Annotated in this window: 25 protein-coding genes and 1 tRNA gene; 17 read left to right on the top strand and 9 right to left on the bottom strand. The window is 58.8% G+C overall.

What is annotated here, in order from left to right; translation table 11 throughout:
• The first annotated feature begins 11 nt into the window (after positions 1–11).
• Positions 12–1,397: an indoleacetamide hydrolase gene (gene iaaH, locus ACSQ8V_RS11350; protein ID WP_436205781.1), complete on the top strand. Its 1,386-nt coding sequence runs from the start codon at positions 12–14 to the stop codon at positions 1,395–1,397.
• A gap of 80 nt (positions 1,398–1,477) precedes the next feature.
• Here iaaH and ACSQ8V_RS11345 read toward each other — a convergent pair whose 3' ends face one another.
• The 6 genes from ACSQ8V_RS11345 to ACSQ8V_RS11320 form a co-directional block, all read right to left on the bottom strand.
• On the bottom strand, positions 1,478–2,098 hold the full coding sequence (locus ACSQ8V_RS11345; protein WP_213761618.1) for a TetR/AcrR family transcriptional regulator: 621 nt from the start codon (positions 2,096–2,098) through the stop codon (positions 1,478–1,480).
• Positions 2,099–2,258: 160 nt separating this feature from the next.
• A complete protein-coding gene (locus ACSQ8V_RS11340; protein ID WP_436205780.1) occupies positions 2,259–3,692 on the bottom strand; it encodes an amidase family protein in 1,434 nt (477 codons plus the stop codon).
• An 85-nt stretch (positions 3,693–3,777) separates the two neighbouring features.
• Positions 3,778–4,440, bottom strand: a complete 663-nt coding sequence (locus ACSQ8V_RS11335) for an O-methyltransferase (RefSeq protein WP_436205779.1) — start codon at positions 4,438–4,440, stop codon at positions 3,778–3,780.
• Positions 4,437–5,255: an inositol monophosphatase family protein gene (locus ACSQ8V_RS11330; protein WP_436205778.1), complete on the bottom strand. Its 819-nt coding sequence runs from the start codon at positions 5,253–5,255 to the stop codon at positions 4,437–4,439. Before ACSQ8V_RS11330 ends, ACSQ8V_RS11335 begins: the two co-directional genes overlap by 4 nt.
• Positions 5,256–5,442: 187 nt before the next feature.
• Positions 5,443–5,673 (bottom strand): hypothetical protein, encoded by a 231-nt coding sequence (locus ACSQ8V_RS11325; protein ID WP_436205777.1) that lies wholly within the window; start codon positions 5,671–5,673, stop codon positions 5,443–5,445.
• 80 nt (positions 5,674–5,753) lie between these two features.
• Positions 5,754–6,713 (bottom strand): LysR family transcriptional regulator, encoded by a 960-nt coding sequence (locus tag ACSQ8V_RS11320; RefSeq protein WP_436181972.1) that lies wholly within the window; start codon positions 6,711–6,713, stop codon positions 5,754–5,756.
• A gap of 294 nt (positions 6,714–7,007) precedes the next feature.
• Between ACSQ8V_RS11320 and ACSQ8V_RS11315 the strand changes: the two genes are divergently transcribed.
• The 4 genes from ACSQ8V_RS11315 (at position 7,008) to ACSQ8V_RS11300 (ending at position 12,237) form a co-directional block, all read left to right on the top strand.
• Positions 7,008–8,636: an ABC transporter substrate-binding protein gene (locus ACSQ8V_RS11315; protein WP_436205776.1), complete on the top strand. Its 1,629-nt coding sequence runs from the start codon at positions 7,008–7,010 to the stop codon at positions 8,634–8,636.
• Between the two features lie 136 nt (positions 8,637–8,772).
• Positions 8,773–10,020, top strand: a complete 1,248-nt coding sequence (locus ACSQ8V_RS11310; protein WP_436205775.1) for an amidohydrolase family protein — start codon at positions 8,773–8,775, stop codon at positions 10,018–10,020.
• A 65-nt stretch (positions 10,021–10,085) separates the two neighbouring features.
• A complete protein-coding gene (locus tag ACSQ8V_RS11305; RefSeq protein ID WP_436205774.1) occupies positions 10,086–10,865 on the top strand; it encodes an aspartate/glutamate racemase family protein in 780 nt (259 codons plus the stop codon).
• Positions 10,866–11,067: 202 nt separating this feature from the next.
• A complete protein-coding gene (locus tag ACSQ8V_RS11300) occupies positions 11,068–12,237 on the top strand; it encodes a porin (protein ID WP_436205773.1) in 1,170 nt (389 codons plus the stop codon).
• Between the two features lie 267 nt (positions 12,238–12,504).
• Here the strand turns inward: ACSQ8V_RS11300 and ACSQ8V_RS11295 are convergent.
• A tRNA-Leu gene (locus ACSQ8V_RS11295) sits at positions 12,505–12,589 on the bottom strand.
• A gap of 227 nt (positions 12,590–12,816) precedes the next feature.
• Complete coding sequence (locus ACSQ8V_RS11290; protein ID WP_436205772.1) at positions 12,817–13,443, bottom strand: TetR/AcrR family transcriptional regulator; 627 nt, start codon at positions 13,441–13,443, stop codon at positions 12,817–12,819.
• Positions 13,444–13,717: 274 nt separating this feature from the next.
• Here ACSQ8V_RS11290 and ACSQ8V_RS11285 point away from each other — a divergent pair, with 274 nt between their 5' ends.
• The 12 genes from ACSQ8V_RS11285 to ACSQ8V_RS11230 all read left to right on the top strand — a co-directional run bounded on the left by ACSQ8V_RS11285 (position 13,718) and on the right by ACSQ8V_RS11230 (position 25,296).
• Positions 13,718–15,757 carry an FAD-dependent oxidoreductase gene (locus ACSQ8V_RS11285; protein WP_436205771.1) on the top strand — a complete coding sequence of 680 codons (2,040 nt, stop codon included), beginning with the start codon at positions 13,718–13,720 and terminating at the stop codon, positions 15,755–15,757.
• A gap of 329 nt (positions 15,758–16,086) precedes the next feature.
• Complete coding sequence (locus ACSQ8V_RS11280) at positions 16,087–17,394, top strand: M24 family metallopeptidase (protein WP_436205770.1); 1,308 nt, start codon at positions 16,087–16,089, stop codon at positions 17,392–17,394.
• Between the two features lie 2 nt (positions 17,395–17,396).
• Entirely contained in the window at positions 17,397–18,356 is a 960-nt protein-coding gene (locus tag ACSQ8V_RS11275; RefSeq protein ID WP_436205769.1) for an ornithine cyclodeaminase family protein, read from the top strand.
• A gap of 70 nt (positions 18,357–18,426) precedes the next feature.
• Positions 18,427–18,945, top strand: a complete 519-nt coding sequence (locus ACSQ8V_RS11270; protein ID WP_213761606.1) for a MarR family winged helix-turn-helix transcriptional regulator — start codon at positions 18,427–18,429, stop codon at positions 18,943–18,945.
• 239 nt (positions 18,946–19,184) lie between these two features.
• Complete coding sequence (locus ACSQ8V_RS11265; protein WP_436205768.1) at positions 19,185–20,000, top strand: amino acid ABC transporter ATP-binding protein; 816 nt, start codon at positions 19,185–19,187, stop codon at positions 19,998–20,000.
• On the top strand, positions 20,000–20,641 hold the full coding sequence (locus ACSQ8V_RS11260) for an amino acid ABC transporter permease (protein ID WP_436205767.1): 642 nt from the start codon (positions 20,000–20,002) through the stop codon (positions 20,639–20,641). The genes ACSQ8V_RS11265 and ACSQ8V_RS11260 overlap by 1 nt, the downstream gene beginning before the upstream one ends.
• The gene (locus tag ACSQ8V_RS11255) at positions 20,638–21,300 is read left to right on the top strand and encodes an amino acid ABC transporter permease (protein ID WP_213761604.1); all 663 of its coding nucleotides are present in this window, start codon (positions 20,638–20,640) and stop codon (positions 21,298–21,300) included. Before ACSQ8V_RS11260 ends, ACSQ8V_RS11255 begins: the two co-directional genes overlap by 4 nt.
• Positions 21,301–21,369: 69 nt before the next feature.
• Positions 21,370–22,206, top strand: a complete 837-nt coding sequence (locus ACSQ8V_RS11250; protein WP_436181960.1) for a substrate-binding periplasmic protein — start codon at positions 21,370–21,372, stop codon at positions 22,204–22,206.
• Positions 22,207–22,237: 31 nt separating this feature from the next.
• Positions 22,238–22,606 carry a cupin domain-containing protein gene (locus ACSQ8V_RS11245; RefSeq protein WP_436205766.1) on the top strand — a complete coding sequence of 123 codons (369 nt, stop codon included), beginning with the start codon at positions 22,238–22,240 and terminating at the stop codon, positions 22,604–22,606.
• A gap of 23 nt (positions 22,607–22,629) precedes the next feature.
• Positions 22,630–23,400, top strand: a complete 771-nt coding sequence (locus ACSQ8V_RS11240) for an NAD(P)-binding domain-containing protein (protein WP_436205765.1) — start codon at positions 22,630–22,632, stop codon at positions 23,398–23,400.
• Between the two features lie 139 nt (positions 23,401–23,539).
• On the top strand, positions 23,540–24,712 hold the full coding sequence (locus ACSQ8V_RS11235; protein ID WP_436205764.1) for an NAD(P)/FAD-dependent oxidoreductase: 1,173 nt from the start codon (positions 23,540–23,542) through the stop codon (positions 24,710–24,712).
• A gap of 275 nt (positions 24,713–24,987) precedes the next feature.
• Complete coding sequence (locus ACSQ8V_RS11230; protein ID WP_213761884.1) at positions 24,988–25,296, top strand: H-NS histone family protein; 309 nt, start codon at positions 24,988–24,990, stop codon at positions 25,294–25,296.
• A gap of 79 nt (positions 25,297–25,375) precedes the next feature.
• Here the strand turns inward: ACSQ8V_RS11230 and ACSQ8V_RS11225 are convergent, their stop codons facing one another.
• A complete protein-coding gene (locus tag ACSQ8V_RS11225; protein WP_436205763.1) occupies positions 25,376–25,594 on the bottom strand; it encodes a hypothetical protein in 219 nt (72 codons plus the stop codon).
• Positions 25,595–25,776: the final 182 nt, after the last annotated feature.

The following is a 25,776-nucleotide window of genomic DNA, read 5'->3' as shown; positions in this document are numbered from 1 at the left end:
TTCAGGCCGATATGAACTTGATCAATCTTTCCATCGTGGATGTCCGTCATGGTCTGCAAACGAAGCAGTTCTCGATCGCCGAGTATGTAAGCGCATTGCTCGAGGAAGCCGGCCGCCGTTCAGCATTGAACTGTTTCGTGAATCTGGATACCGCACGCCTGCTGCGAGAAGCCCGGCTTTTCGACGACCAACCGAAAGCGGGACCGCTCGCGGGTATTCCAATCGCCTTCAAGGACAACATCGACGTCCGCGGTGTCGCAACGACCGCAGGCACAAGGAAATTGCGCGCCAACTTCGCGGCGAAACATGCTCCGGTCGCCTCGAAACTGTTCGACGCCGGAGCGCTATTCTTCGGCAAGCTGAGCATGCACGAACTTGCCTTGGGAATTACCAGCAACAACGGTTGGCTAGGGCCTTGCCGCCATCCGTTCGATCTCGGGTTATCGCCGGGAGGCAGCAGCGGCGGGAACGGCGCAGCATTGGCCGCGGGACTGGTGCCGGGCGCGATCGGTACCGACACCGGAGGGTCCATTCGACTGCCGGCGGCGTTGTGCGGCGTGGTGGGTTTGAGACCGACGGCGGGCCGTTATCCGCAGGCCGGAATCGTGCCGATCTCGCATACCCGCGATACTGCCGGACCCATGGCGCGATGCGTCGAAGACGTCGCGCTTCTCGATGCGGTGGTCACGGGCGATCACGCCCACGAGGCAGTCGAATTGTCGGGCTTACGCTTGGGGCTACTGCGTCACGCTACGTGGGAAAGGCTGGAACGTGACGTTCAAAAGGTCTGCGAGGAAGCGCTCGACGTGCTTCGCAAGGCAGGTGTCATTCTGGTGGAAGTGACAGTCGAAAATCTGGAGCCCTTGAATGCGGCGATCGGTTTTCCGGTTGTGCTGTACGAGCTGATCAGGGATCTTCCGGCCTATTTACGTTCACGCGGAAGCGCTTTGACGATTCAGTCCGTCATCGATGAAATCAGGAGTCCGGACGTTGCACAGATCATGCGGCTTGCCATGGACAATCCCGTTCCGGAAACGGCCTATGCAGACGCCCTGACCGCCCGCCTCAAGCTGAAAGAGGCATACCGCCAATGCTTCCGCGCTCACCGCCTCGATGCGATTATTTTCCCCACTTCCCCAATGACGGCACGGCCGATCGGCGCTGACGAAACCGTGGAACTGGAAGGGGAGCAGGTGCCCACGTTCGCGACCTTCATCCGTCATACCGACTACGCCAGCAATGCAGGGCTTCCCGGCATCAGCCTGCCAGCGGGCCTTGTTGAAGCGGGACTACCCGTGGGTCTTGAGCTGGATGGACCGGAGGGCAGCGACCGCCGGCTGCTAGCCATAGCCGCGGCAATCGAACGGGTGATGCCTCCGGTTCGCCTCGCACCGTGACACGGTTCGCATGCGCTGCCGAAATTCCACATAGAAACGTTAGCGCGTGTGACGACCACCTTCACCTCCGGCTGATACCTTCACTTGATCCCGTCGCCTTCCAGGTATCCGAATGCAGCTCGCGAAATTCTGCGTCGAAGGCTTTCCATATCCGTATCCCCTCGTTCACTCGCCGCATCGCTCAGCGTTCGGGTGAGCGCCATCACATCCGATGCAGCGGCGGCAGGATCCTGACCATTCCTCTCGGCGGCGCCCGAGACGATTTGCGTAATCACGCCGTGGACCTCCCGGGCGATATGCCCGTCGCGCCCGGAAATAGACAGGCGGCTTTCCTCGTAGTCGAGCAGGCGGGCGAGTTGCGGCCGCGACAACTGATGCTCCGCGGCCACGCTTATCACGTGTTCCAGTGCACGTCGCCAATCGTCGCCGTGGTCGTACTCACTGATTGCGGAAAGAATCCGCTGATGTCCGCGCTCGATCAACGCCGCCGTGACGGCATCCTTGCTCGGGAAATACTGATATAGCGAGCCGATGCTGACCCCGGCCCGATCCGCAATATAGTTGGTGTTGTAGCCTTCAAGGCCTAAGCGGTCGAGGACGTCGGCCGCCGCGTCGAGGATCGTGTCGACTGTCTTTGCAGCCCGGCCCTGTGCGGGCAACTTTCTCGGGCTGAGGGGGTCGGATGGCTGGTCGTTTGACATGGGGATCCTCGTTGGCTCACGATGCGCAATTGATTTTATCGCACCTGTCGTGGGGAGGTTTGCAAGCGGCTGCCGGCTGCCATGGGGCGGCAAGCCGCGCGTCACACCGCGCGTCACACCGCGCGTCACACCGATGCGTCGCCGCCATTCGGCGTTGCGCTCATCCGTTGGGAAGCGTCGTCGGCGGCAGCACCGTCTCGACAGAACGGCCCAGCGACAGGAGTGCCCGGTCCTGTCCGGGGAGGGCAACAAGCTCGATGCCGACCGGAAGCGTTTGCGCAGACGAACTGCCTGCAGGCAGCACCAGTCCAGGAATCCCACCCGCCGCGCTCAACGCCGTGTTGCGGCCGAAAGCGTCGAAGAACGAAACCGTCTTGCCGTCGATTTCGACTTCGCTTTCTTGCCCGATGAACGGCGGCAATGCCGCGGTCGCTGGAAATGCCATAGCGACGATGCCATGTTGCTCGAAATGGCTGCGGATACTCGCCTTGATGCCTTCGCGTTGGCGCAGCATGTCAACGTAGGCGTCGTTCGTCGGCCGATTTGGCGGCAGGGCGACTTGCCTGATGAGGCTTTTAATCCCTTCGCCGACCTGCTCGAACAATTCATCGAACGTTAGCGAAATTTCGTTCGCGGTCAGGAGACGTTCGATGCCATGCGCGGTTTCGTAAAGCATGATGGTCGCTGCGATCTCGAACGCGCGGGTCATCATCGGAGGAATGTCTGACCGGACGATGATGACGCCAGCGTCGCTCAAGCGCGCCAGCGCATTGTAGTAGACACGCTCCACGTCTGGATCAAGGCCGCTTTCGTAGAACGAACATACGCCGATACGCGCGCCCGCAAGCGTCGTGGTGTTGATCGGCGTGTGGTCTCCCGTCAAGGCGGAATCGAACAACGCAAGGTCGTCGACGCAGCGGGCGAGTGCGCCGACCTGGTCCAGCTTCTGATCGGTTAGCGCGAATGCACCTTCATTCGGATAGCGTCCGAACGTCGGCCGTAGTCCCGCCAGCCCACAAAAGCTTGCGGGGACCCGTATGGATCCCAATGTATCCGCCGCGACCGCCAGCGGCGCTATTCTGGCCGCCACGGCCGCGGCAGAACCGCCGCTACTGCCACCGGGAACACGTCGAAGATCGTACGGGTTGCGCACGGCGCCGAAGGTTTCGTTATTACTGGTCCAGCCAAACGAGAGCTCCGTCAGGTTGGTCTTGCCCATCACAATCGCGCCCTCGTCCACCAGCCGTCGTACCAGTTCGGCGTCGGCCTCAGGCTGAAAGTCGCGTAGCGCACGGGTTCCATTCGTCGTCCTTAAGGTATGCGTATTGATGCTGTCCTTGACGGGTATCGGCAGTCCGTGGAGCAGGCCGAGCGCCTGGCCGCTCGCGCGCTTGAGATCCGCTGCACGTGCGGCCTGCATCACTTGAGCGGGAGGCAGGGTCACGAAGGCGTTGAGCGCGCTCTGTTCGCCTGCACGGTCCAATAGCGTGGTGGCATAGGCTTCCGCGGTAACGTCGCCTCGTTTCATCGCTGCTATGGCATCTGTCGCGCTCAAATTCACCAGGGCAGCGGATCGCTCGTCGACGGTTTTCACTTTTGAGTCTCCTCACATAAGAGTCCCGCGTATCTGGACCGGACTTCAAGCGTTCCGGGAATGCACATGCGTACCAACGCGGGTTTTATTCTTCCAGCTTGATCGACAACTCGACGTCCTCACGAATGCGCACGGAGCAATAGCGCGGGTCGTTGCGGATTTCGGCAAGGTAGTCAGGACTGCCTTCGGCGTTATCGGCAATGACCAGCCCTCCAACACGCAGTTGCGGTTCAAGGAGTGCGAAGACTTGTGGATAGAGCGGCTTGGCCCCGTCGAGAAAGAGCGCATCGATTGCAGGCGGCGCGTGCGATGACAGCGTCTCCAGCGCATCCCCTTCGAGGATGTCCGCCCATTGCGCCAAACCCGCGTTCGCGAGGTTCTCGCGTGCGCGGATTACCTTGGACGACTCCGCTTCGGTGCTGGTCACCTTGCCGCCGCCGTTGTCTTTCACGGCGGCGGCAAGGTGAATTGTCGATACGCCGAACGATGTCCCGAACTCCACGATCGTGCGGGCGTTCATCAGCCGGGCCAATACATACAGCAGTTTGCCGGTGCTGCGCGAAACCGCGAGATGTGCGTTCTTTGCATACGCATACAGTTCTCGGTGGCTGCTGTCGGCGACCAGCCTGTTTCTTTCGACGGCATTCAGATTCGAAAACTGGCGAGAAAATTCGGCCTTGGTGGTGTCCGACGCCACGAACAATTGGTCGAGTAACGTGGCTACTGCCGGATGATTGAGCGTGTTCACAGGATCTTCGACAGCACGTTAACCGATGCCTCGTGCAGCGCCGGCGCAGCGGCGAGAAAGTCGTCGCTTGCAAGATGCCACGGACGGCCGTGCGTATCGGTCACGGTGCCGCCGGCCTCGCTAACCAGCAACGCCCCGGCAACCAGGCCGGAACGTACCTGGCTGAACTGCCAGAAAACATCCATGCGTCCCGCGGCAACATGGATCAACTGCAGGGTGGCCGGAACCGAGACGCGTGCAACCAGTGCCGAGCTCAGCATCGCCGTGACGGATTCACCAATTCGACGGAAGGTGGCGGCGTCCTCGCCGGGTTTCGCCTGACCTGTCCCGACCAGCGCGGCGTTGAGTTCCTTTTTGCGCGACGGTTCGATCCGAACGCCGTCGAGGTAAGCGCCGCCGCCCCGCGTTGCGGTATAGGTGTTGCCGGTGAGAGGGAGATACACGACGGTCAGTTCGGGCTGGTTATCCTTCACCAGGGTTGCGGTCACGCACCAGTCGGTCATCCCGTGGATATGATTGATGTTGCCTTCCACAGGGTCGGTGACCCACCATTCCCCCGGCGGTAACTCGCCGCTTTCGAGCTCGTATTCAGACCAGCTCGCTTGCGGACGAGCAGTAAGCAGTGCTTCTTGCATGACGCCCAGAGATTCGGCGTCGTTTGCGTGGATTGCCTTGACCAGCTCTTGCAGGTCCGCAGGCCGGGCATCGGGAGAAAAAATGTCCTTCATGTGGTTGCCGGCGGCCTGGACCGCGTTAATCGTCGCGCGCATCAGCGCGTCGTTGCTGGCGATCGTGTCTTCATTCGATGATGTCAATTTACGCTCCATGCGTTGCGAGATAGCTGGCGTAATGGTAAGAGTCGCACCGTCCCCGGACAACTCGCTTTCGTTCTTGTGAGCGGCATCGCATTGCGCCTTGGTGGACGGGAGAAGCAGGGCCGCGGGAGTATCCGGGCGCGATGCGGTTGTGGGCAAAAGCTCACTTTGCGGCGCCTATATCGTCTTACGATTGGCTGCCGGCTAGCTGCTTCAGCGCTTTCAGTTCGACCACGCCGTCCTCGGACAATGGGGGAAGCGGGCTGCGAGGTGCCCCCGCCTCGAAGCCTTGCAACCGCAGCTCCGCATTGACCGGTGTCGGTAAGGTGCTATTGAGCAGCGGGAGTTGCTTATAGAAGAATTGCCGCACCGTATCGGCGTCTTGAGATATCGATGCGTTGTACAGATCGATATTCAATTAGGGAATCAGATCAACGGAGGGCGATTCGTGGCATTCGGTTGGTAATACGAAGTCCCCGGCACTACGGAAGTGCTCGGTTAGTGCGAGTACTCAAGGAACAGGGAGCGCGCCTTGTCCAGCGAAGCCGACAATTCTGCAGTGAGCCACTCGACGAATCGGTGAATCGGCGAACCGGGCGGTGGCACGATCGCGGCGAGGACGAAGTAGGACGAAGCTTCCAGTGCAGGCTGGTCATTCGCGAACACCAGTCGCCGCTCTCGCAGCAACCTGTCGACCAGTAAGGAGCGGCCGATTGCAACACCGCGGCTTTCGATCGCTGCCTGGTAGGCAAGCCACGCGAGATTGAAGTGCAGGTCGGTCGTCCGCCGGGAACTGACAGCGCCCCGCGCGTCGGTCCAATGCATCCATTCGACGTTAGGGGCCGCGTCGACACCCGGCGCCACGTCATGCAGAAGAACTACCGCCGCCGAAGAGGGTAGCGTCCCGTTCAGGTCGCCGTAGATATCTGGCGAGCAGACGGGCCTCACGAGTTCCGGTAGCGAGACCAGCAGTTGCCGGCCTTGAATCCCGGGGTCTCCGTATCCGACTGCTACATCGATTGCATCTCGTTCGAACTGCACGCGGTCCGTGTACGTCCAGTCTGCAAAGATCGAAACGGAGACGTCGGGGTGTTGACGCATGAAGTCGTGAAGCCGCGGCGTCAGCCACTCAAGCGCGAGCGATGGCGCGCACCGCACCTTCAGTACGGTCGTCGTCTGGTCGCGCGGCAGCCGGTCAAGCCCGGTTTGCAGACCGGCAAACCCTTCCCGTACCGCGCCGAGCAGCATCAGTCCACTCGCTGTGAGCTTCACTTCCCGTCCCGCCCGTTCAAACAGCTTCGTATCAAGCCGGTCTTCGAGCGCACGGACGCGCTGGCTCACGGCGCTTTGCGTGACGCACAGTTCCTCTGCCGCCCTCGCGAAGGTGCCCGATTCGGCCGCGACCTTGAAGAACCACAGGCCGGGCACGAGCGCGGTATCCAACTTTCGATTACCCATTGCCCACTACCCATTAGCCAGGCTAATTAGTCGATGTAGAAATGATGGATTGTGTCACGAAAATAGGCGTACAAAAATCTCGCCATGCGTTCGGGTACAGGTTGCCCTAGAAGGAGACCCGGGGGCGGGTCCGCATCCAGTTCAGTCTTTTGACGGGGTGGGATGACCATCCGGCTCGGCAATCTACCGATTAATGCAGGTTAAGAATAGGTGCAGGATTTGGCCAGATGCCACGCAAGGTGGCCAGCCAGAACTCGAATCGAGACAGCAAAAATCAGCTACATGGAGTTTTCGATGAATACCTGGAAGTTCAAGCCGTTGTTCTTTGCTTCGTTCGCATTCGTTTCATTGGTGGCCCTGAATGCGCCGCTGAGTCAGGCAGCGCAGTCTCCAGCAGGACTCCTTATCTATTGCTCGGAAGCTAGCCCCGCCGGTTTCGACCCGGGGCAATACACCTCGACCGTCGATAACGCTGCAGGCGCCTATCCCATTTACAACCGTCTTGTTGAGTTCGTTCGCGGCACCACGCAGGTGACACCGGCACTGGCAACGAGCTGGGACGTCTCGCCTGATGGCTTGCAGTACACGTTCCATCTCAGGCATGGAGTCAAGTTCCAGACGACCGACTGGTTCAAGCCCTCCCGGGACTTCAACGCCGACGACGTGCTTTTCACGTTCAACCGGATGCGGGATTCGAACCTGGCATTCGGCCGAGCCTATCCGGTCGAGTTCCCGTACTTCACTGACATGGCGCTGGACAAGACCATCGACCGAGTCGAAGCGCTTGACCCTTACACCGTGCGATTTACGCTGCACACCGCGTCTGCGCCGTTCGTCCAGAATATCGCCATGCCGTTCGCGTCTATCCTCTCGGCGCAATACGCTGAACAACTCCTCAAGGAGGGGAAGGCGGCCCAAATCAATCAGTTGCCGGTCGGAACTGGACCATTCGCGCTTCAGAGTTATACGAAGGATGCGACGATCCGGTACAAGGCCAACCTCGATTACTGGAATCCAGGCGTCGTCAAGCTCTCAAAGCTCGTCTTTTCCATCGTGACGGACCCGGCGGTGCGCTCGCAGAAACTCAAGGCCGGCGAGTGCCAGATTACGAGTTATCCACGACCGAGCGAGGTGCCGTCCCTTAAGGCAGACCCGAAGCTGGTTGTGCAGGAGGCGGCCGGCTTCAACGTGGGATACCTCTCCTACAACGTGACTCACAAGCCGCTGGACAACGCCGACGTGCGTCGGGCGCTGGACATGGCCATCAACAAGCCGGCCATCATCAAGTCGGTGTATCAGGGGGCAGGGCAACTGGCAGACAATGCGATGCCGCCTACGCAATGGCCGTTTGATAAATCGCTCAAGGGTGCAGCCTACGATCCGGACCAGGCTCGCGCGCTTCTGAAGAAAGCTGGCGTTCCCAACGGTTTTGAAATCTCGCTGTGGTCGATGCCGGTACAACGCCCGTACAACCCCGATTCGCGGCTGATGGCAGAAATGATTCAGGCCGACTGGGCCAAAATCGGCGTCAAGGCGAAGATTGTTACGTACGAATGGGGTGAGTACCTCAAGCGCGCGCATGCTGGCGAAGACGACAGCTTGCTCATCGGCAGCAATGGCGATAACGGGGACCCGGATAACTGGCTTGGCACATTGCTCGGTTGCGATTCGGTCAACGGGGGCAATTTTTCGAAATGGTGCTACGCGCCCTTCAACAAGTTGATTGAAGAAGGGCGAACGACCGCCGACCATCAGAAGCGCATCGACATCTACACAGCCGCACAGCGAATCTTTGCCGATCAACTGCCGTTCAGTCCTATCGGTAGCTCGACCATTTTTCAGCCGATGAGCAAGTCGGTCGTGGACTTCAAGATCAACCCGTTCGGACCACCTGATTTCACCGGTGTCAGCGTGAAACAGTAGTCATTCGCTGCAATTTCCCGATTCGCAGTATTGCTTACGCCGCGAATCGGGCTGAATGAATGGCTGCCGTCTATCGTGTCACGATGATAAGGATATCGAATGAATTCAAGCATCAGCTTCAGTCAGGATCCAGACCATGAGTAGCGTTCTGTTTCGAAACGGATGCCTGCTGGTGCCGGGTGAAACAGAGCTTGTCGGCGAGCGTGATGTGCTTGTCGAGGACGGCCTCATCAAGGAGGTATCCGACCGGCCGATCAAAGCCTCGTCCGCGCGTGAAATCGACGTGCGCGGAAAGACGCTGATGCCCGGTCTGATTGACCTGCACGTCCATGTCTTTGGACTGGGTCTGAACATCGATACGCTGGCACGCACGCCCAACGTCCTTGTCACGCTCCGAGCCGTGCCAGGCATCGCCGCCATGTTGCGCCGAGGATTCACGACGGTGCGCGACGCAGGAGGAGCCAATTTCGCCATCCGGGAGGCTATCGAGTCCGGCTTGATAACCGGGCCACGGATGTTCGTGTCCGGCCGCTCGATTAGCCAGACGGGCGGCCATGGTGACAAACGCAGTCGCTCAGACTTCCTGCTGCCGGACTTCCCCGAGTGTGGCTGTGTGCGCGTGGGTGGGCTTAACCGGGTCGCCGATGGGCTGGATGGCGTCCAGAAGGCCGTACGTGAGGAATTCCAGATGGGCGCGGACCAGATAAAGATCATGGCCTCCGGCGGTGTGTCCTCGCCGACCGATCCTATCGGGGCGCTGGGTTATTCCGAGGAAGAGACCCGCGCGATTGTCGCCGAGGCGCACAGTCGCCACACCTATGTGATGGCGCACGCATACACGGCGGAAGCCATCGGCCGGGCAGTGAGATGTGGCGTTCGAAGCATTGAGCATGGCAACCTGATAGACCTCGCGACAGCGGAGCTGATGAGTATGGCTGGCGCCTATGCTGTTCCCACGCTTGTCACGTATCGCGCGCTCGCATCGGAAGGGCAGTCGCACGGCCTGCCTCCCGAAAGCATGGGGAAGATATCGGAAGTCAAGGACGCGTCGATGCGCTCGCTGGAACTCTTCCGGCAGGCCGGCGTGAAGATGGGATTCGGCACGGATCTGCTGGGAGCCTCCCAGAGGCTGCAAAGCGAAGAGTTCAGGATTCGATGTGAAGTCCTGCCGCCCTCCGAGGTCATCCGAAATGCCACCACGATTGGCGCGGAAATCCTGAACATGCAGGGCAAGCTCGGAGAACTTGTTCCGAACGCGTTTGCCGATCTGCTGGTCGTGGACGGCAACCCTTTGCGCGACATCAACTGCCTGACCGGACAGGGTGAAAGCATTCCCCTCGTCATGAAGGGCGGAAAAATATGTTTTGACGAGCTGACGGCCTGACCGGGAGGCATAGCCTCTTGACTATGGGCCGGCAGAAATGAAGCGAACGACTGAACACCTTGAACATGAAAAACGCAAACGTCACGCGACCTAAGATTGGCATCATCACGGGCTCCGGTCCTGAGGCCGGTATGGATCTCTGGAAAAAAATACTCGATGCGCGCCGTGCGATCGAGGACGTACCGTACGGTGGAGACCTGGATGCGCCGAACGTGACTATCTTCTCCGAGCCCGCACTTGGACTCTCGATGGAGCTCGAAAAAAACGATTGTGTTGTTTGGGATAACCTTCGCCGTTCAGCCCAGTACATTGCCGGGCACGTGGACTATTACGCTATTGCGTGCAATACACTGAACTACTATCAGGGACACCTGGACGCGCTGAATCTGCCGGCGCGGCTCATCTCCTTCTCGGATACCGTACTGGCTTACCTGCGCGAGCATCGGGTCGAGCAAATCGCCTTGCTCGGTGCGCGCCCGGTGACCGACCTTGGGCCCTGGTCACATTACCGGCAACTGGTCGGGCATGTTGATATTGAACTACCCAATCCGGACGCCGCGCTTCGACTTCATCAGCTTATATACGACATCAAGGCTATCGGGCCGGATGCACCCTCAATTCGCGAGGGATTCCGCGCGGTCCTCGATGAACTGGAAGCCGAAACGGTGCTGCTTGCCTGCACGGAACTCCCTCTGATTCAGCTCGACCCACAGACCCTGGCGGAAACGGGTAAAGCGCTAGTCGATGTGACTGACCTGGTTGCAACCCGGCTTGCGCAACTGGCTTGCCAGTCGACCGTTGCCGATATCGCGTTGCCACGGGTTTCGCGCGTCACCGTGACGTAAAAACCGTAACGGATGTTAAAACGGCAAGTCGAGATCATGGCAATAAATTTAGGAATACAAATCATATTCATAAACGACCGCGCTGGAAATAGTCAGGTTGAGGAGCAAGAACGGGCGTCTCCAGAGCGTGAAATGTTATCGGTCATGGATCACAGGTGATGTTAATTCAGTTGTTTTATTCAGTGAGAAACTGGGGGTAAAAATGAACAAATCCATTCTGGTTGTCAGTGTGTTGGGTGCTTGCTGTAGCGTGGCGCATGCCCAAAGCAGTGTCACGCTGTTTGGTCTCATCGACGAAGGTTTGAACTACACGTCGAACGTTGGCGGCAAGTCGCTCTGGTCGATGTCAAGCGGTGACGTGCAGGGGAGTCGCTGGGGTTTGAAGGGTTCGGAGGATCTGGGCGGGGGGCTGAGTGCGGTCTTCAAGCTGGAGAATGGATTTAACATCAACAGTGGCAAGCTCGCGCAGGATGGGCAGGAGTTCGGCCGGCAAGCGTGGGTCGGTGTGTCCAGCACGAAGTTCGGGACGCTGACGCTCGGTCGCCAATATGACTCGCTCGTCGATTACCTTGGCCCGCTGACGGCCAACGGCAACTGGGGCGGCGGGATGTTTACGCACCCGTATGACAACGACAACACGGACGATACGTTCCGGCTGAACAACTCCGTCAAGTTCGCCAGTGTCAACTACTCGGGTCTCACGTTCGGCGGCGCGTACGCGTTCAGCAACTCGACGGGCTTCGCTACCAATCGCGCAGAAAGCCTTGGGGCGCAATACCTCAACGGCCCATTGACCGTCGGCGCTGCCTTCCTGAACGTTGATGAGCCCAACAATGGCAGTGCAGGCGCGGTCGCGAACCTGGGTTCCAGTGGTACGGACGGGAGCTGGACGGCCGCCCGGCAGCGGGTTTTTGGCGCGGGTATCAATTACGCGATCGGGGCGGCCACCCTTGGCTTTGTGTACACGAACGCGAACCTCTCGCAGCCGACGGGGACGGAGTACGCCAATTTCGCGGCCAGCCCCTCTCTCGGCGCGGCGTCGTCGATCAAGTTCAACAACTTCGAGGTGAATGCCCTCTACCAGTTCACCCCGGCGCTCTATGTTGGCGGCATGTACACCTACACCCAGGCCACGTACGACGGCACGTCCGGTGGAAGCGCGAAGGCCAAATATCACCAGCTTGGTCTGATGGCCGACTACAACATCTCGAAGCGTACTGACCTGTATGCACAGGCCGTATACGTGAAGGTAGTGAGCGATTCCGGTATTCAGGGCACCGGACTGGAGTTCGCCGCGAACCCGGATGCCGCAGCCCCCTCATCGAATGACCGGCAGGTTATTGCCCGGATCGCAATCCGTCACAAGTTCTAATGGTGTCGCGACGGAAAGATGCTCTTGGCTGAGAGCTCTCTTCGTCAAAGGTCATGATGGACGTCGGGGCGTATCGAGGATCGAAGCCGCCGCAATGTTTCTTGATTCGGTTTGGCATATCCGGGCCGGGGGGTTCCCGAAACGGGTATACGCAAGAACGCCGGATGTTATGGGAACGCCTCGGATCGACTAAAACAAAAAACCCCGCAGGCACAAGGCGTTACGGGGTTTTCTTTTACTACGCTGACTGCCTTGCTAACTACTTGTTGGTGCCCAAGAGAGGACTCGAACCTCCACACCTTGCGGCGCATGGACCTGAACCATGTGCGTCTACCAATTCCGCCACCTGGGCCAACCGATACAGCGAAGGATGCTATTTTAGCGAACGATTCGACGCTGTCAATGGTCGCGTAAGAAATGGATCGAAAGGAGAGACAAAACAGCGGAGGGGAGAAGCGGTTGCGGGCCGGCAGTCGATCGTAATGTTCCTCGACCCGGTCCGGGCGCGAGTATCGAGTAGCGACCTCTTCACTAAGTTTTCGATTAAAAATTCAGCGAGCCCGGTCCACTCAGCGACGATCAAGCCGCGTGATAGTGATGCCGCATGAAAAACCGGTCGAGTTCACGGTCCTCCGGCCGATGCCCCGTAAAGACCTCGACGTACTCCGCAATACGCATCATGCGGACAGATAGCGCCTCTTCGCTTTTCATCGAAATGTAGCCCATCTGCGTCAGGTAGATAGCTCTCGCGCGCACATCGGCGGAAATGGGTTCGTATTGGTAACGCTCGAACAATTGAGTGAGCGCGGCAATCCGAAGTTGATCCGCGACCTGGATCTCGGCAGCAATCTCAGGCGACTGCAGTGCCCAGCTCCGGATAGCGGCTTCAAACCGCGAGTCGAAGATCTGGTCATCGAGCCAGCAATCAAACACGTTCAGAACCGCCTCGCAGATTGTTTCGGCGTAGGCCTCGGTCTGCTTGATCCAGTTGCCCGTGTTTTTGGCGCGCCAGCGCTCCAGTAACGCGGCCAACAGCTCCTCGCGATCCTTGAAAAACCAGTAGAAACTGGTTCTCGACAGATTCAGCTTCTTCGCCAGCGGAAGGATGCGCACGGAATCGACACCGGCATCGCGCAGGCTTTCGTAAGCTACCTCGAGCCACGCTTCGGGCGACCCTCGTCCCGCGTCCGCAGTCGGTTGATCCATAGGTAAAAATTCCTTAAAGCAGCGGCGATCGCCAGTCCGCAGAGCGACGGTTCATCACGAAAGCGACGATATTCTGGCGTCTGGACTGGCATCGGTCAAAGCGCTTTCGCCCTGTATTCCGTCCTTTACCCCGCAACCTAACCCCGCAACCTAACCCCGCTCTGACGATCAACTCGGCATCTTAATGTTCATTGTAGTCGAGATACTTGACACAGGTGTACACAATGAATAATCTTCATTGCGTCCCCCAACAAAAATCGTCAAAGGCCACGCCATGTCGTCAAGCGACCCGCTCCTTCAGCCTTACACCATCAAACATCTGACGTTCCGCAACCGCATCATGACCACGTCGCACGAGCCGGCGTATGCGGAGGACGGCATGCCCAAGGAGCAGTACCGCGCGTATCACGTCGAGCGCGCGAAGGCGGGCATCGCGCTCACGATGACGGCGGGGTCGGCGGCGGTATCGAAGGACAGTCCGCCGGTGTTCAACAACGTTCTCGCTTACAAGGACGAGGTCGTGCACTGGATGAAGGATCTGGCGGACGAATGCCACGAGCACGGCGCAGCGGTCATGATCCAGTTGACACACCTTGGACGGCGTACGCGCTGGGACAAGGGCGATTGGCTTCCGGCGGTGTCCCCCTCGCACAATCGGGAGCCTGCGCACCGCTCCTTTCCGAAGAAGCTCGAGGATTGGGATATCGAGCGCATCATCAAGGACTATGCGGACGCAGCAGAGCGAATGAAGGCGGCCGGTCTTGATGGGCTCGAGCTCGAAGCCTACGGACACTTGATGGACCAGTTCTGGTCGCCACTCACGAACACACTGGATGCGCCCTACGGCGGCTCGCTGGACAACCGGATGAAGTTCACGTTCGATGTCCTGACGGCCATGCGCAAACGCGTCGGTCCGGACTTCCTGCTCGGTATCCGATACACCGCCGACGAGATTATTGAAGGCGGCCTCACGAAAGAGGACGGGCTGTATATATCGATGAAGCTGAAAGAAAGTGGTCTCGTCGATTTTCTCAACGTGATCCGCGGCCACCTGGAAACCGATGCCGGATTGACCGACATCATCCCGATCCAGGGCATGAAAAGCGCGCCTCATCTGGACTTCGCCGGGGAAATTAAGAAGGCGACCGAGTTTCCGACCTTTCACGCAGCGCGAATCCAGGACGTGCCGACAGCGCGGCATGCGATCGAGTCAGGCAAGATCGACATGGTCGGCATGACGCGCGCGCACATGACGGACCCGCACATTGTTCGCAAGATCATCGAGCGCCGGGAAGACGATATCCGACCCTGCGTTGGCGCGAACTATTGCCTCGATCGCATCTATCAGGGCGGTGCGGCGTACTGTATTCACAACGCCGCCACGGGCCGCGAAACCACCATGCCGCACGAGATTGCGCGTGCGGAAACCCGGCGCAAAGTGGTGATCGTCGGGGCAGGCCCGGCGGGACTGGAGGCAGCTCGCGTTGCCGGTGAACGGGGACATGAGGTCGTGGTCCTCGAAGCCACGAACCATCCCGGCGGCCAGATCCGCCTGACTGCGCAGAACGTGCGGCGCAAGGAGATGATCGGCATCATCGATTGGCGGATGTCTCAATGCGAGCGGCTTGGTGTGACGTTCAAGTTCAATACGTGGGCCGAGTCGGCGACAGTGCAAGCCGAAAACCCGGACGTGGTGATCGTGGCGACAGGCGGAATGCCCCGCACCGACGTTTTGCGCGAAGGAAACGAGCTGGTTGTATCGACCTGGGACATCATCTCCGGTGACGTGAAGCCGGGTTCGAACGTTCTGATCTTCGACGACGCAGGTGACCATGCCGCATTGCAGGCAGCCGAGGTCATTGCGCAAGCCGGCGGGAAGGTCGAGATCATGACGCCGGACCGCTCGTTCTCGCCCGAAGTGATGAGCATGAACCTCGTGCCCTATATGCGTTCGCTGCAGAAGCTGGACGTGAAGTTCACCGTGACCTATCGGCTCGTTTCGGTGCATCGTGATGAAAACGGGCTTGTTGCGGTGGTGGGCAGCGACTACGGCGGCATCCGCAACGAGCAGCGTCACGATCAGGTCGTGGTGAATCACGGAACCATTCCGATGGACGATCTGTATTTCGAACTGAAGCCATTGTCGAGCAACCTTGGCGCGCTTGACTACAACGATCTTATCGATGGGACGAAACAGTCACGCAAGTCCAACCCGGAAGGCGCGTTCCAGCTTTTCCGCATAGGCGATGCGGTGTCCGCGCGCAACACGCATGCGGCAATCTACGATGCGCTTCGTCTGGTCAAGGATCTGTAGGGACGGGGCCAGTAATAAATCACGAGCGTCGATCCTGCGAGCAAAGCCTGAATGGGATTTTTTAGTAGTTTGGATAGCTAATTATTACGTCCATTGTAGAAACCTACGGGCATGTCACACTTTATTATGTGAATGCTTCAGAATTCGGCCATCAACTTCGTGCGAAATTGACGTTTTTGATATCTTGACAGATGGTTCCACGTGGGACTAATCTGAAATCGACGGTAGCCAGACAGCAGGTCGCAAGGGGTTGTGGTCTCTTTGCGGGTCTCGAACCGTTCGACGAATTCATACAAGCCGCGGACCTTCGAAAATGGACGGACGTAATCATGGATCGTGACGCGCGCGTTTCCGGCTTGACCCTGCAACGTCCTCGTGACGGCCGCGAGTATCGAGAGGATCTGGCGGTCAAGGGGCACCAGATTGCGCCTGTCGACGGGGCGTTGATTCGCCAATACGAGAGCATCGACCGGCGCTCCTTGCGCGCTTATCGTCTCGAGAGAATTCGCGCGCAACTGCGTTCGCATGATTACGGTGGAATCCTGCTGGCGGATCCGCTGAATATTCGCTATGCCACTGACACGAACAATCTCGGGCTCTGGGTCATGCATTCGCCGAGTCGTTATGTCTATATCGCTACAGACGGGCCGGTCGTCCTGTTTGACTTTGTCAGTAGTCGACACAACAGCGAAGGCATTGAGACCATCGACGAAATACGTCCGGCCATTCCGTGGCTGTATTTTCTCGCCGGCCCGAGAGTCGAAGAAAAAGCCACGTTGTGGGCCAGCGAAGTTGCCGACCTGGTTTCCACCTACGGCGCGGGTAACCGCAGGCTTGCGGTTGATCGCTGCGACCCGTGGGGCGCAGAGCGTTTGAAGGCGCATGGCATCGAATTGTTCGACGCGCAGCCACTCACCGAGCAAGCGCGGCTGATCAAGTCGCCGGAGGAAATCGCGCAGCACGAGGTGTCCATGGCGGTGTGCGATCTGGGCATCTCGCGCATGGTTGAGTCGCTTCGTCCCGGCGTGACCGAGAACCAGTTATGGAGCATCCTGCACGAGACAAACATCGCGCATGGAGGGGAATGGGCCGAAAGCCGATTGCTGAATTCAGGTCCGCGGACCAACCCGTGGTTCCAGGACGCGACGAACCGGGTGATCGAGGCGGGAGACATGGTTTGCTTCGACACGGATATGGTCGGGCCGGGCGGCTACCTGTCCGATATCTCCCGAAGTTTTGTTTGTCCGGGCCGAGGCATGTCAGCAAGCCAGGGAAATCTCCTCGGCTATGCGCAAGACCAGATCATGCACAACGTAGGTCTGCTTCGCGCGGGACTTTCGTTTCGCGAATTCGCTGAACAATGCTGGCCGGTGCCAGAGCGTTACGTCCATAACCGGTACATGATGATGCTTCACGGTGTCGGACTGGTGGATGAATATCCGAGCGTCGCCTATGCCGTCGACTTCGACGCCTGGGGGTACGACGGAACCTTCCAGGAAAACATGGTCGTGTCGGTGGAGAGCTACATCGGCGAGCAGGGCGGTAAAGAGGGTGTCAAGCTTGAAGAGCAGGTGCTGATTACCGCGAACGGTTCGATCGTCCTTTCGGAAAGTCCGCTTATAGGCCGCCGATACTGATCATGACCGAAGCCCTTCCTCGCGTGATTGATTCCGACTCGGTGCTGGCTCGGGTTTCCCCTATTGCACTGATCGATGCAATGGAAAATAAACATCTGGAGGAATACGAAACGATTGGCCGGCTTCATACGCCGATCTCCAGGGACGACCGGCCCAGCGCCGAGTTGCTCATCTGGGCGGGCGCGCGGGCCGACGGATCAATGGGCGCAAAAATTGTTTCGATCTCTCCCGACAACGGCGAATTGAGCACGCCTTCACCGACGGTTCATTCCGCGTTTGCATTGGTCGACCGGGTGGATGGGCGCTTCAGGTCTTTTATAGTCGGAGAAAGTTTTACCCGATGCAAGACGGCGGCTGATTCTGCGCTGGCGGCGCGCTATCTCGCCCCGGTCAACCCGACCAAACTGGTCGTGCTCGGCGCCGGTGCTCAGGCCAGGACTCATCTGACCTACCTGCATGCCGTTTGCCCGACCATCGAACGGATTGACGTGTGGAACCGGAATCGAAGTCGCGCGGAGCAGTTGATAGAAGAGCGTTTTCTGCCCGTCAATTTTCAGGTGTCGAACGATCTGGAGGCGAGTGTCGCGGGCGCTGACATCGTGGTGTGCCTGACGTCGTCGCCCACGCCGGTGCTCGACGGGAGGTGGTTGAAGCTTGGGTGTCATGTCGATCTTGTCGGCGGCTTCACTCCGGACATGCGCGAGACAAACGACGCCGCCATCCTTCGATCGAGTGTTTTCGTAGACCATCTGGGACTCACGGCGGAGCATTGCGGCGACATCGTCCAACCGCTGAAGAACGGAACCCTCACCCTGTCGGACATCCGGGGAGATCTCTTTGACCTGTGCAGAAAGGAGGTTCCCGGGCGACGCGACCCGCAGGAAATTACCCTGTTCAAGAACGGTGGTGGCGGGCATCTGGATCTGATGATGGCGGAATGGTTGTCCGAGTCCTTTCGTTGAGGCAAGGGAGAGTGCGGTCTGCCGTCTGTCTATGACTTTTCCTGGTTGCTGCATTTAAGGACAAACAGATATGGTTAGTACAGTAGAGGATATTCAGGAAGCGGAACTGAAGGCGTCCGACAGCACCGTTAGTGCACAAGACGTCTTCGCTGCGGTCGTCACGAACGGACCGATCAGCGACGCATGGCGCTTCACGCTCTGGTCGAACTACTACACCGAGCCGTGCTTTTCAGCGATGAGTCGTGACTTCGATGTTGGCCGTGACGAGTTTAACGTGCTGAGCTGCCTGAGTTCCTATGGTCCGATGGCTGCCAAGACAATTTGCGATGTGACTGGCCGTCCGAAAAACAGCATCAGCCGTGCGGTAACGCGACTAAGCGAAAGGAAGATGATTCGGCGCAAGATCAACCCGCTTGATCGGCGTGAGAGCTCGCTCATCTTGAACGAAAGCGGGCGCAAGCTCTATGAACGTGTGGTGCCCGTTGCTATCGAGCGGCAATCGACCATGCTGAGTGGGCTGAGTTCATCGGAGCGCGCGTTGCTCGATCAGGTATTGAACAAGTTAATGCAGTTTCGTCATGAATGGTGAAGACGCTGATCGAAGGGGCGGCAAAGGGCGCTGCAAAGGGCCTACGAATGCAAGTCACGAATAGTTGATTCAACTTTTGCACTACATGGTGCGAAAGCATCACTTGAGGTCTGCTTTTTGGCTTAGTCCAATCAACCAGGCGAGTGGTGCTTGTGGTGCTATGAGGCGGCCATGGCATGCAGTGGTGGTCGCCCAATCGACCGAGACCGGCTTTGCACGAAGTTCACGGAGTGAGTTCCATGAATAGTATCGCTTCTCCTTTTCTAAAGTCCGAGCCGGTCACTTCACCGCGCACGGGGGCAACGGACGAGCCGATACTTTGCGTTGAATCGGTGAGCAAGACATACGGCACGCACAGGGTACTCGAGAACATTACCTTTCAGATGCGTGCCGGGGAGGTGATCGCGATCATTGGTCCCAGCGGTTCCGGAAAAAGCACGTTGCTTCGGTGTGTCAATCAACTCGAGCCGCCGAACGAAGGCAAGGTGACAATCGGAGGCGTAACAATCGACGCCGGACGCCCGCCCTCCCGGCGGGACCTCGTCGCGTTGCGCCGGAAGATCGGCATGGTGTTCCAGTCCTTCAACCTGTTTCCCCACCTCTCGGTGTTGCGCAACGTCAGTCTTGCGCAGGAGCGCACCATGGGGCGCTCCAGAAAGGAGGCGGACGTAAGATCGATGGATCTTCTTGCGCGCGTTGGCCTGGCGGACAAAGCGAGCCAGTATCCCGGGCGGTGTTCTGGCGGTCAGCAGCAACGGATCGCGATCGCCCGTGCATTGGCTCTCGAACCGGAGATCATGTTGTTCGATGAGCCGACTTCCGCGCTGGATCCGGAGTTGGGTTTGGAAGTGTTGGCGGTCATGAAGGAACTTGCGTTATCGGGCATGACGATGATCGTCGTCACCCATGAGATGCATTTTGCAGAGAACGTTTCGGACCGCGTGATCCTGATGGCGGAAGGTCACATACTCGAGGAAGGACCCAGCGCCGAGATCATGCGCGCACCGAAGACCGAACGCGCAGCCAAGTTCCTGAGCGCCGTGAGGGACCGCTAATGATCATGGATCTCACGGCGATCTTGAAAGGCGTTCCCTGGACAATCGCGCTCACCTTGGCGTCGTTCATTCTGGGCGCGGCGCTGGGGTTGCCGCTTTGTGCGATGCGCCTTTCGACCATCGGTGCGTTGCGATTTATGTCGACGGCGATCGTCGTGTCCTACCGGTCGATTCCACCGATCGTCTGGCTTTTCTTCGTGTTTTTTGGCATTGGTAACGGCCTCATAGCCATGAGCCCTTTTACCGCGGCCGTAGTGGGCCTCGGCCTGGTGACCGCCGCCAATATGTCCGAAATCTATCGAGGGGCGCTGACCGCTATTCACCCGGGTCAGTTCGAAGCGGCGAAGGTGTTGAACTTGACGAGGAGTCAGCAGTTCCGTGACGTCGTGCTCCCGCAGTTGACGAGGATCGCATTGCCGTCGGGCGCGACGTATCTTATTGGCTTGCTTAAGGACTCCGCTGTTGCATCGACGATTGGCGTGACTGATCTGGCCTATCAGTCGTATCACGTTTCTCAACAGACGTTTCGCGGGCTGAGCGTCTACGCGGCTGCGGCGCTTCTCTACATACTCCTGAGTTTGCCGATCGCGTGGCTGTCGCGCTGGACCGACGTTCAATTGCGTTCGAGGGTATCGAGATGATGGAGCTCCTGAATCTCTGGAAGGGCTGGCTTCCGGATCTTATCGACGGCTATGGCCTCTCGCTCGAGGTCACGGCGCTGAGCCTCGCGATAGGCATTCCGCTCGGGCTTGTGCTTGCGCTTGCGGTGCCGGCCAAGTCGAAGGCGATCAGGTTCACCGCGTTGGCGTTCGTTGAAATCGGACGAGGGGCGCCGGTTCTTATCCTGCTCCAGTTTGTTTATTTCGGCTTGCCGACGGCCGGTCTCACGTTGTCATCGTTTGCGTCCGCGGTGGTTGCGCTGGCGTGCTGCACCGGCGCCTATACGAGCGAGATCATCCGGGCCGGATTCGAGGCCGTCCCGTACGGACAAAAGGAAGCGGCGTTAGTGATCGGACTCAACGGCCTTGACGCACTGCGCTTTGTGATCGTTCCTCAAGGCCTGAGGGTTGCGCTGCCCGCGCTTCTCGGATTTTCGATAATGATGCTTCAGGCAACGTCTCTCTGCTTCACGATCGCGCTTCCTGAGCTGGTCAGCCGGGCATCGAATATTGGGTCCACGACCTTTGAATATATGCCAGTACTGATCCTTGCCGGCTTGATGTTCGCTGTCGTTTGCATTCCCGCAACGCTGTTTGTCTCCGTCCTGGAACGACGATTGGGACGCCATGCCGTTCGATAGATCCGCTCCCTCTTTACCGCTTAGCTGCCTGTGAATGTCCCTCCACTGAAGCCACGATAGGAAAACGACATGAAAACGTCCGCGACATTTTTGAGGAGGCTGTGCGCCGGCCTCCTTTTATCCTGCGTCACCTATTCTGCCTTCGCGGATCAGTGCAAGCCCGCTCACACGTTTCCGACCATTACGTCCGGCACTTTATCGGTTGCAGCATGGGTATTTCCTCCGTATTCGATACCGGCGAGCGGCACCGATATTGGCGGCGTTGATGGAGATATCGTCAAGCTCATCGCGGCGAAGGAATGCCTGAAGCTCTCCATCAGCACGGTGGATCCGGCGGCAGTCATCCAGTCGGTGGTGTCGGGGAAAGCGGACATCGGAATGGGTGACTGGTACAGGACCGCTGACCGCGCGAAGGTCCTGGGGCTTAGCGGCCCGATGTACCTTGATCAGATGGGCGTCATCTCCAAGGAGGGTATCGACACGATCGCTGGCTTACAGGGAAAACGCGTCGGATCGGTTCAGGGTTATCTCTGGACGGGCGACCTCCAGAAGGTACTCGGCAGTTCGCTGACGCTCTATCCCAATCCGGTGGCCATGGCTCAGGATCTGGCGGCTGGCCGGATTGACGTGGGAACTGACAGCTACGCCGTCGCGCAATACGACCAGAAAAAGGGCGGTTATTCGTCGATCAAGATCATGGCAGTGAAGCCGGACGCGAGGGTTCCGGCATCGGTTCAGCCGGGCCAGACCGCATTTCCGTACACGAAGTCGAATCAGGCCCTCGGCGATGCCTTGAGTGCCGACATTGCGGATCTGCACAAGTCCGGCGATATCGCGCGGATCCTGAAGGCGCACGGTCTGGAGCCTTCAGCCGCCGACGTTGGCCAACCGCGGCTGATTCAGTAACCCATGTCGGTCTCGCATCGAGGAGAAGAGAATGATCAGCTCAGCCACGGGAGTCGCGTTGGGTCCTGATGTGAAGGGCTCGCATTTTCTCGATGCGACAGCGCTTCAATGGCAGCCAACCGACACCCCGGGATTCGATCTAGTGACGTTGTTTGAGAACCCTTTTACCGGCGAGTCCACCGCCTTGATGAGAGTCGAGCCCGGTGCAAGGACGGGTTCGCACAGTCATGACTTATTCGAGGAGATCTATGTTCTCGATGGTGAATTCTCGGATGAAGAGCGTACTTACCTGCGTGGGCAGTACTGTGTGCGTTCGCCGGGAACGCTTCATACAGCGGCGTCCGAACAGGGATGCGTAGTTATGCTGATCTACCGGAATACAGCAGCGGCGTTGGCTTAGTCATGCAGATATCGAATGCATCCATGACCACTCTCGGCGTAATCGGAACGGGACAGTTCGCTTCATATTTTATTGCGGCGCTCCGTCGGGGAGGCTATGACGGCAAGGTCTTGCTCTCGCCACGCAACGCCGACACCGCCCGCACGCTGGCGCGAAATCACGACTGTGTGGTGGCTGCGTCTGCTGAAGAGGTGTTGGCTGAAGCCGAGGTAGTCCTCCTGAGCGTGAGGCCGGAGAATGCCGAAGCCGCGTTGGCGAATCTCCGTTGGGAGCGTCGCCACACCGTCCTTTCCGCGATGGCGGGTATTCGCCTCGACGTCCTTCGCGCGTTGCTGCCTGAAGTAGGGGGCGTCCATCTCATCATGCCGGGGAGCTACATCGAAATCGCGCCGGGGCCCATACCGCTTTATCCGCCCGCGCCGGGGCTCATGCCGTTGCTCTCTTGCGCCGGGGATGTCGTGGCATTGCCGAACGAGGCTGCGTTTAACGTGGCGATGGTCTCCCTCTGCGCGTCGACGTGGATATACGACCTTGCCCATGCGCTTGCGGCCGAGCTTGAGCGGCATGGTCTTGAACCGGACGCTGCCCGTGCGCTGACGCTTGGCAATATTGCGGGTCCGGCCAGCTTCGCCTTGAGCGTGCCGGCGACGAGCCTCCTTGATATCTCTGCAGGCATTGCGACCGAGCGGACATTTACCAAGGCGGGACTCGATCATTTGAAGGCGCGTCACTTCGATGCCCCATGGAGAGAGGCCATTGCACGGCTTGCGGAAATGCTAAAGCTATCCGCATGACGACTCTGGTGCTACGGTATCAATCTGCAGCAGGCGTGTTGGGATGCGAAGGCGGCTTAGAGAGAATATGCAAAGGAAACGTGCTCGCGAACGCGAGTCGTCGGGTTACATGTCGGGTTACAACCATTTGGAGTGAGTCGTGAGTTCTAAGGTCGTTATAGTTGGCGGCGGGGTCATTGGTAGTTCCATCGCCTATTTTCTGCGTGCGTCGGATCCGACGGTCGATGTGACCGTTATTGAGCGCGACCCGAGCTACGCGAAGTCATCGTCGGCACTTTCGGCCGCATCGATCCGGCAGCAGTTCTCTACACCGCTTTCCATTCAAATGTCGTTGTACGGTATCGAGTTTCTTCGCGGTATTGGGGACATTCTTGAAGTAGAGGGGTTCAAGCCGGCCATCGATCTTCACGAAGGCGGTTATCTTTTCCTCGCCACTCAGGCAGGGGACGCAACGCTTCGTGAAAACCACGCGCTGCAACGGACGCTTGGAGCGGACATCACGCTCATGGGGCAGGACGCGCTGCGCACGAAGTTCCCGTGGTTGAATGTCGAGGACCTCGTATCCGGCGCGTTCGGCGAGAGCGGAGAAGGGTGGTTCGACGGCTACGGTCTCGTGCAGGCGCTTCGCAAGAAGGCCCAGTCGCTGGGTGCGCGCTACATTGCGGCGGATGTGACGGGACTGGTGCGGGACGGGCGACGCGTCACGCATGTCGTCGCGAGCAATGGCGAGCGCTATGCATGCGACACCGTGGTCAATGCCTCGGGCGCCTGGGCGCGCAAGACAGCGGAAATGATGGGTATCGACATCCCTGTTTTCGCGCGGCGCCGGAGCATCTTCAACGTCTCATCTCCTGCGATATTGCAACACTGCCCTTTGCTGATCGATCCGACCGGGGTCTATTTTCGCCCTGAGGGGAAGACGTATATTTGCGGTACGTCGCCGAGCGCGGACAATGACCCGGATGACCTGCCGCTGGACGAAGTCGACCACGCCATCTTCGACGAAGTCATCTGGCCGACGCTTGCTCACCGTGTTCCGGAATTCGAGGCCCTGCGCGTTGAAAACTGCTGGTCCGGTTACTACGAGTACAACGTGCTCGACCAGAATGCAATTATCGGTTATCACCCGGACGTCGAGAATTGCGTGTTCGCAAATGGCTTCAGCGGTCATGGGCTGCAGCAAGGGCCGGCTACCGGACGCGGCGTGAGCGAGTTGATTCTCTCCGGGAAGTACACCTCACTCGACCTGTCGTCACTGAGCTGGGAGCGGGTGCTCGAGCGCCGTCCGATTGTGGAAAAGAACGTTGTCTAGCGCAATGCGGGCTCGCGATGCGGGCTTTTGATATTAAGGGATTGCTGCGATTCGACGGACCGCGCCACGGCTCACGCTTCATTGAGGACACACGCGCTGTACGACACGATGTTCGCCGATGAGCGACTCGGGAGACGATCGCCCGATACGCTCGCGAGGCTCGTCTCCTTGATAGCCGTTATCAACTCCGGACATAGAGGTTAATATTCGACAGGCAGGCGGCCCTTGGCTGCATCTACTCGACCCAATCAATTTCGGAAAATATGGAAACGGTAATGCCTGGTTTGAAGGAACTACTGGCGCAGCGCGAAGCGCTTCAACAGGAATTGGAGCAGGCACGTCAGCAGGAAGCAGATCGCGCGCTGCGCGAGATTGTCGCGAAAATGAGGGAATATAAAATCTCCCTGCAGGAGCTGATAGGCACCCGTGCTCATGCCCGTATGGTCCCGCCGGTCCCGAACGCGAAGTACCGCGACCCGGCCACCGGGGCGACGTGGAGCGGGCGGGGGCGGGCGCCACAGTGGATTGCAGACAAGAATCGCGACGATTTCCTGATTCAGCCGTCTTTGTTTCGCAATCAGTGACGCTTTTCAGGGAAAGGCCGGTCGTCCGGGAGGACGCCGGCCTTCGGCGTGCCCAGGGCGTTTTCTGTAGGCGCTCCGATCAAACCATATTAGTTGGCGAGGCTCCGTCATGCTGGCGCTGATAGGCCCGCTCTCCATCGGCACGAGCGTCCGCTGCTGAACGGAACACTTCCTCACTATACGCGACCACTTTCTTGCCCGTGCCATGCACTCGGTCGATCGTAAGCCCCCAGTGCCAGCCACCATCCTGTTCGAAGACGTGAAGCGTCAAATTGGGTAAACAGCGCGGACTCGTCATGTATGCCTCCCGTATAGGGAACCGGACTGGCACGAAGGCCATGCTCCTGCTCGAATCAGCATAGACGGTAAATGTTGCAAAGCAGCATTATATTTTATCGAGCGTGTTTGTGCGTTGCGGGGATACGCGTTGTAGATGGTCACACAACAATCACGCAAGCGCCGTACTTTGCAAAGTTCGTA

The sequence above is a fragment of the Caballeronia sp. LjRoot31 genome, from assembly GCF_964253885.1.
In the GTDB taxonomy this organism is placed as follows: Bacteria; Pseudomonadota; Gammaproteobacteria; order Burkholderiales; family Burkholderiaceae; genus Caballeronia.
Note: the sequence above shows the minus strand (reverse complement) of the source record. Positions and strands in the feature narration are given on the sequence as shown.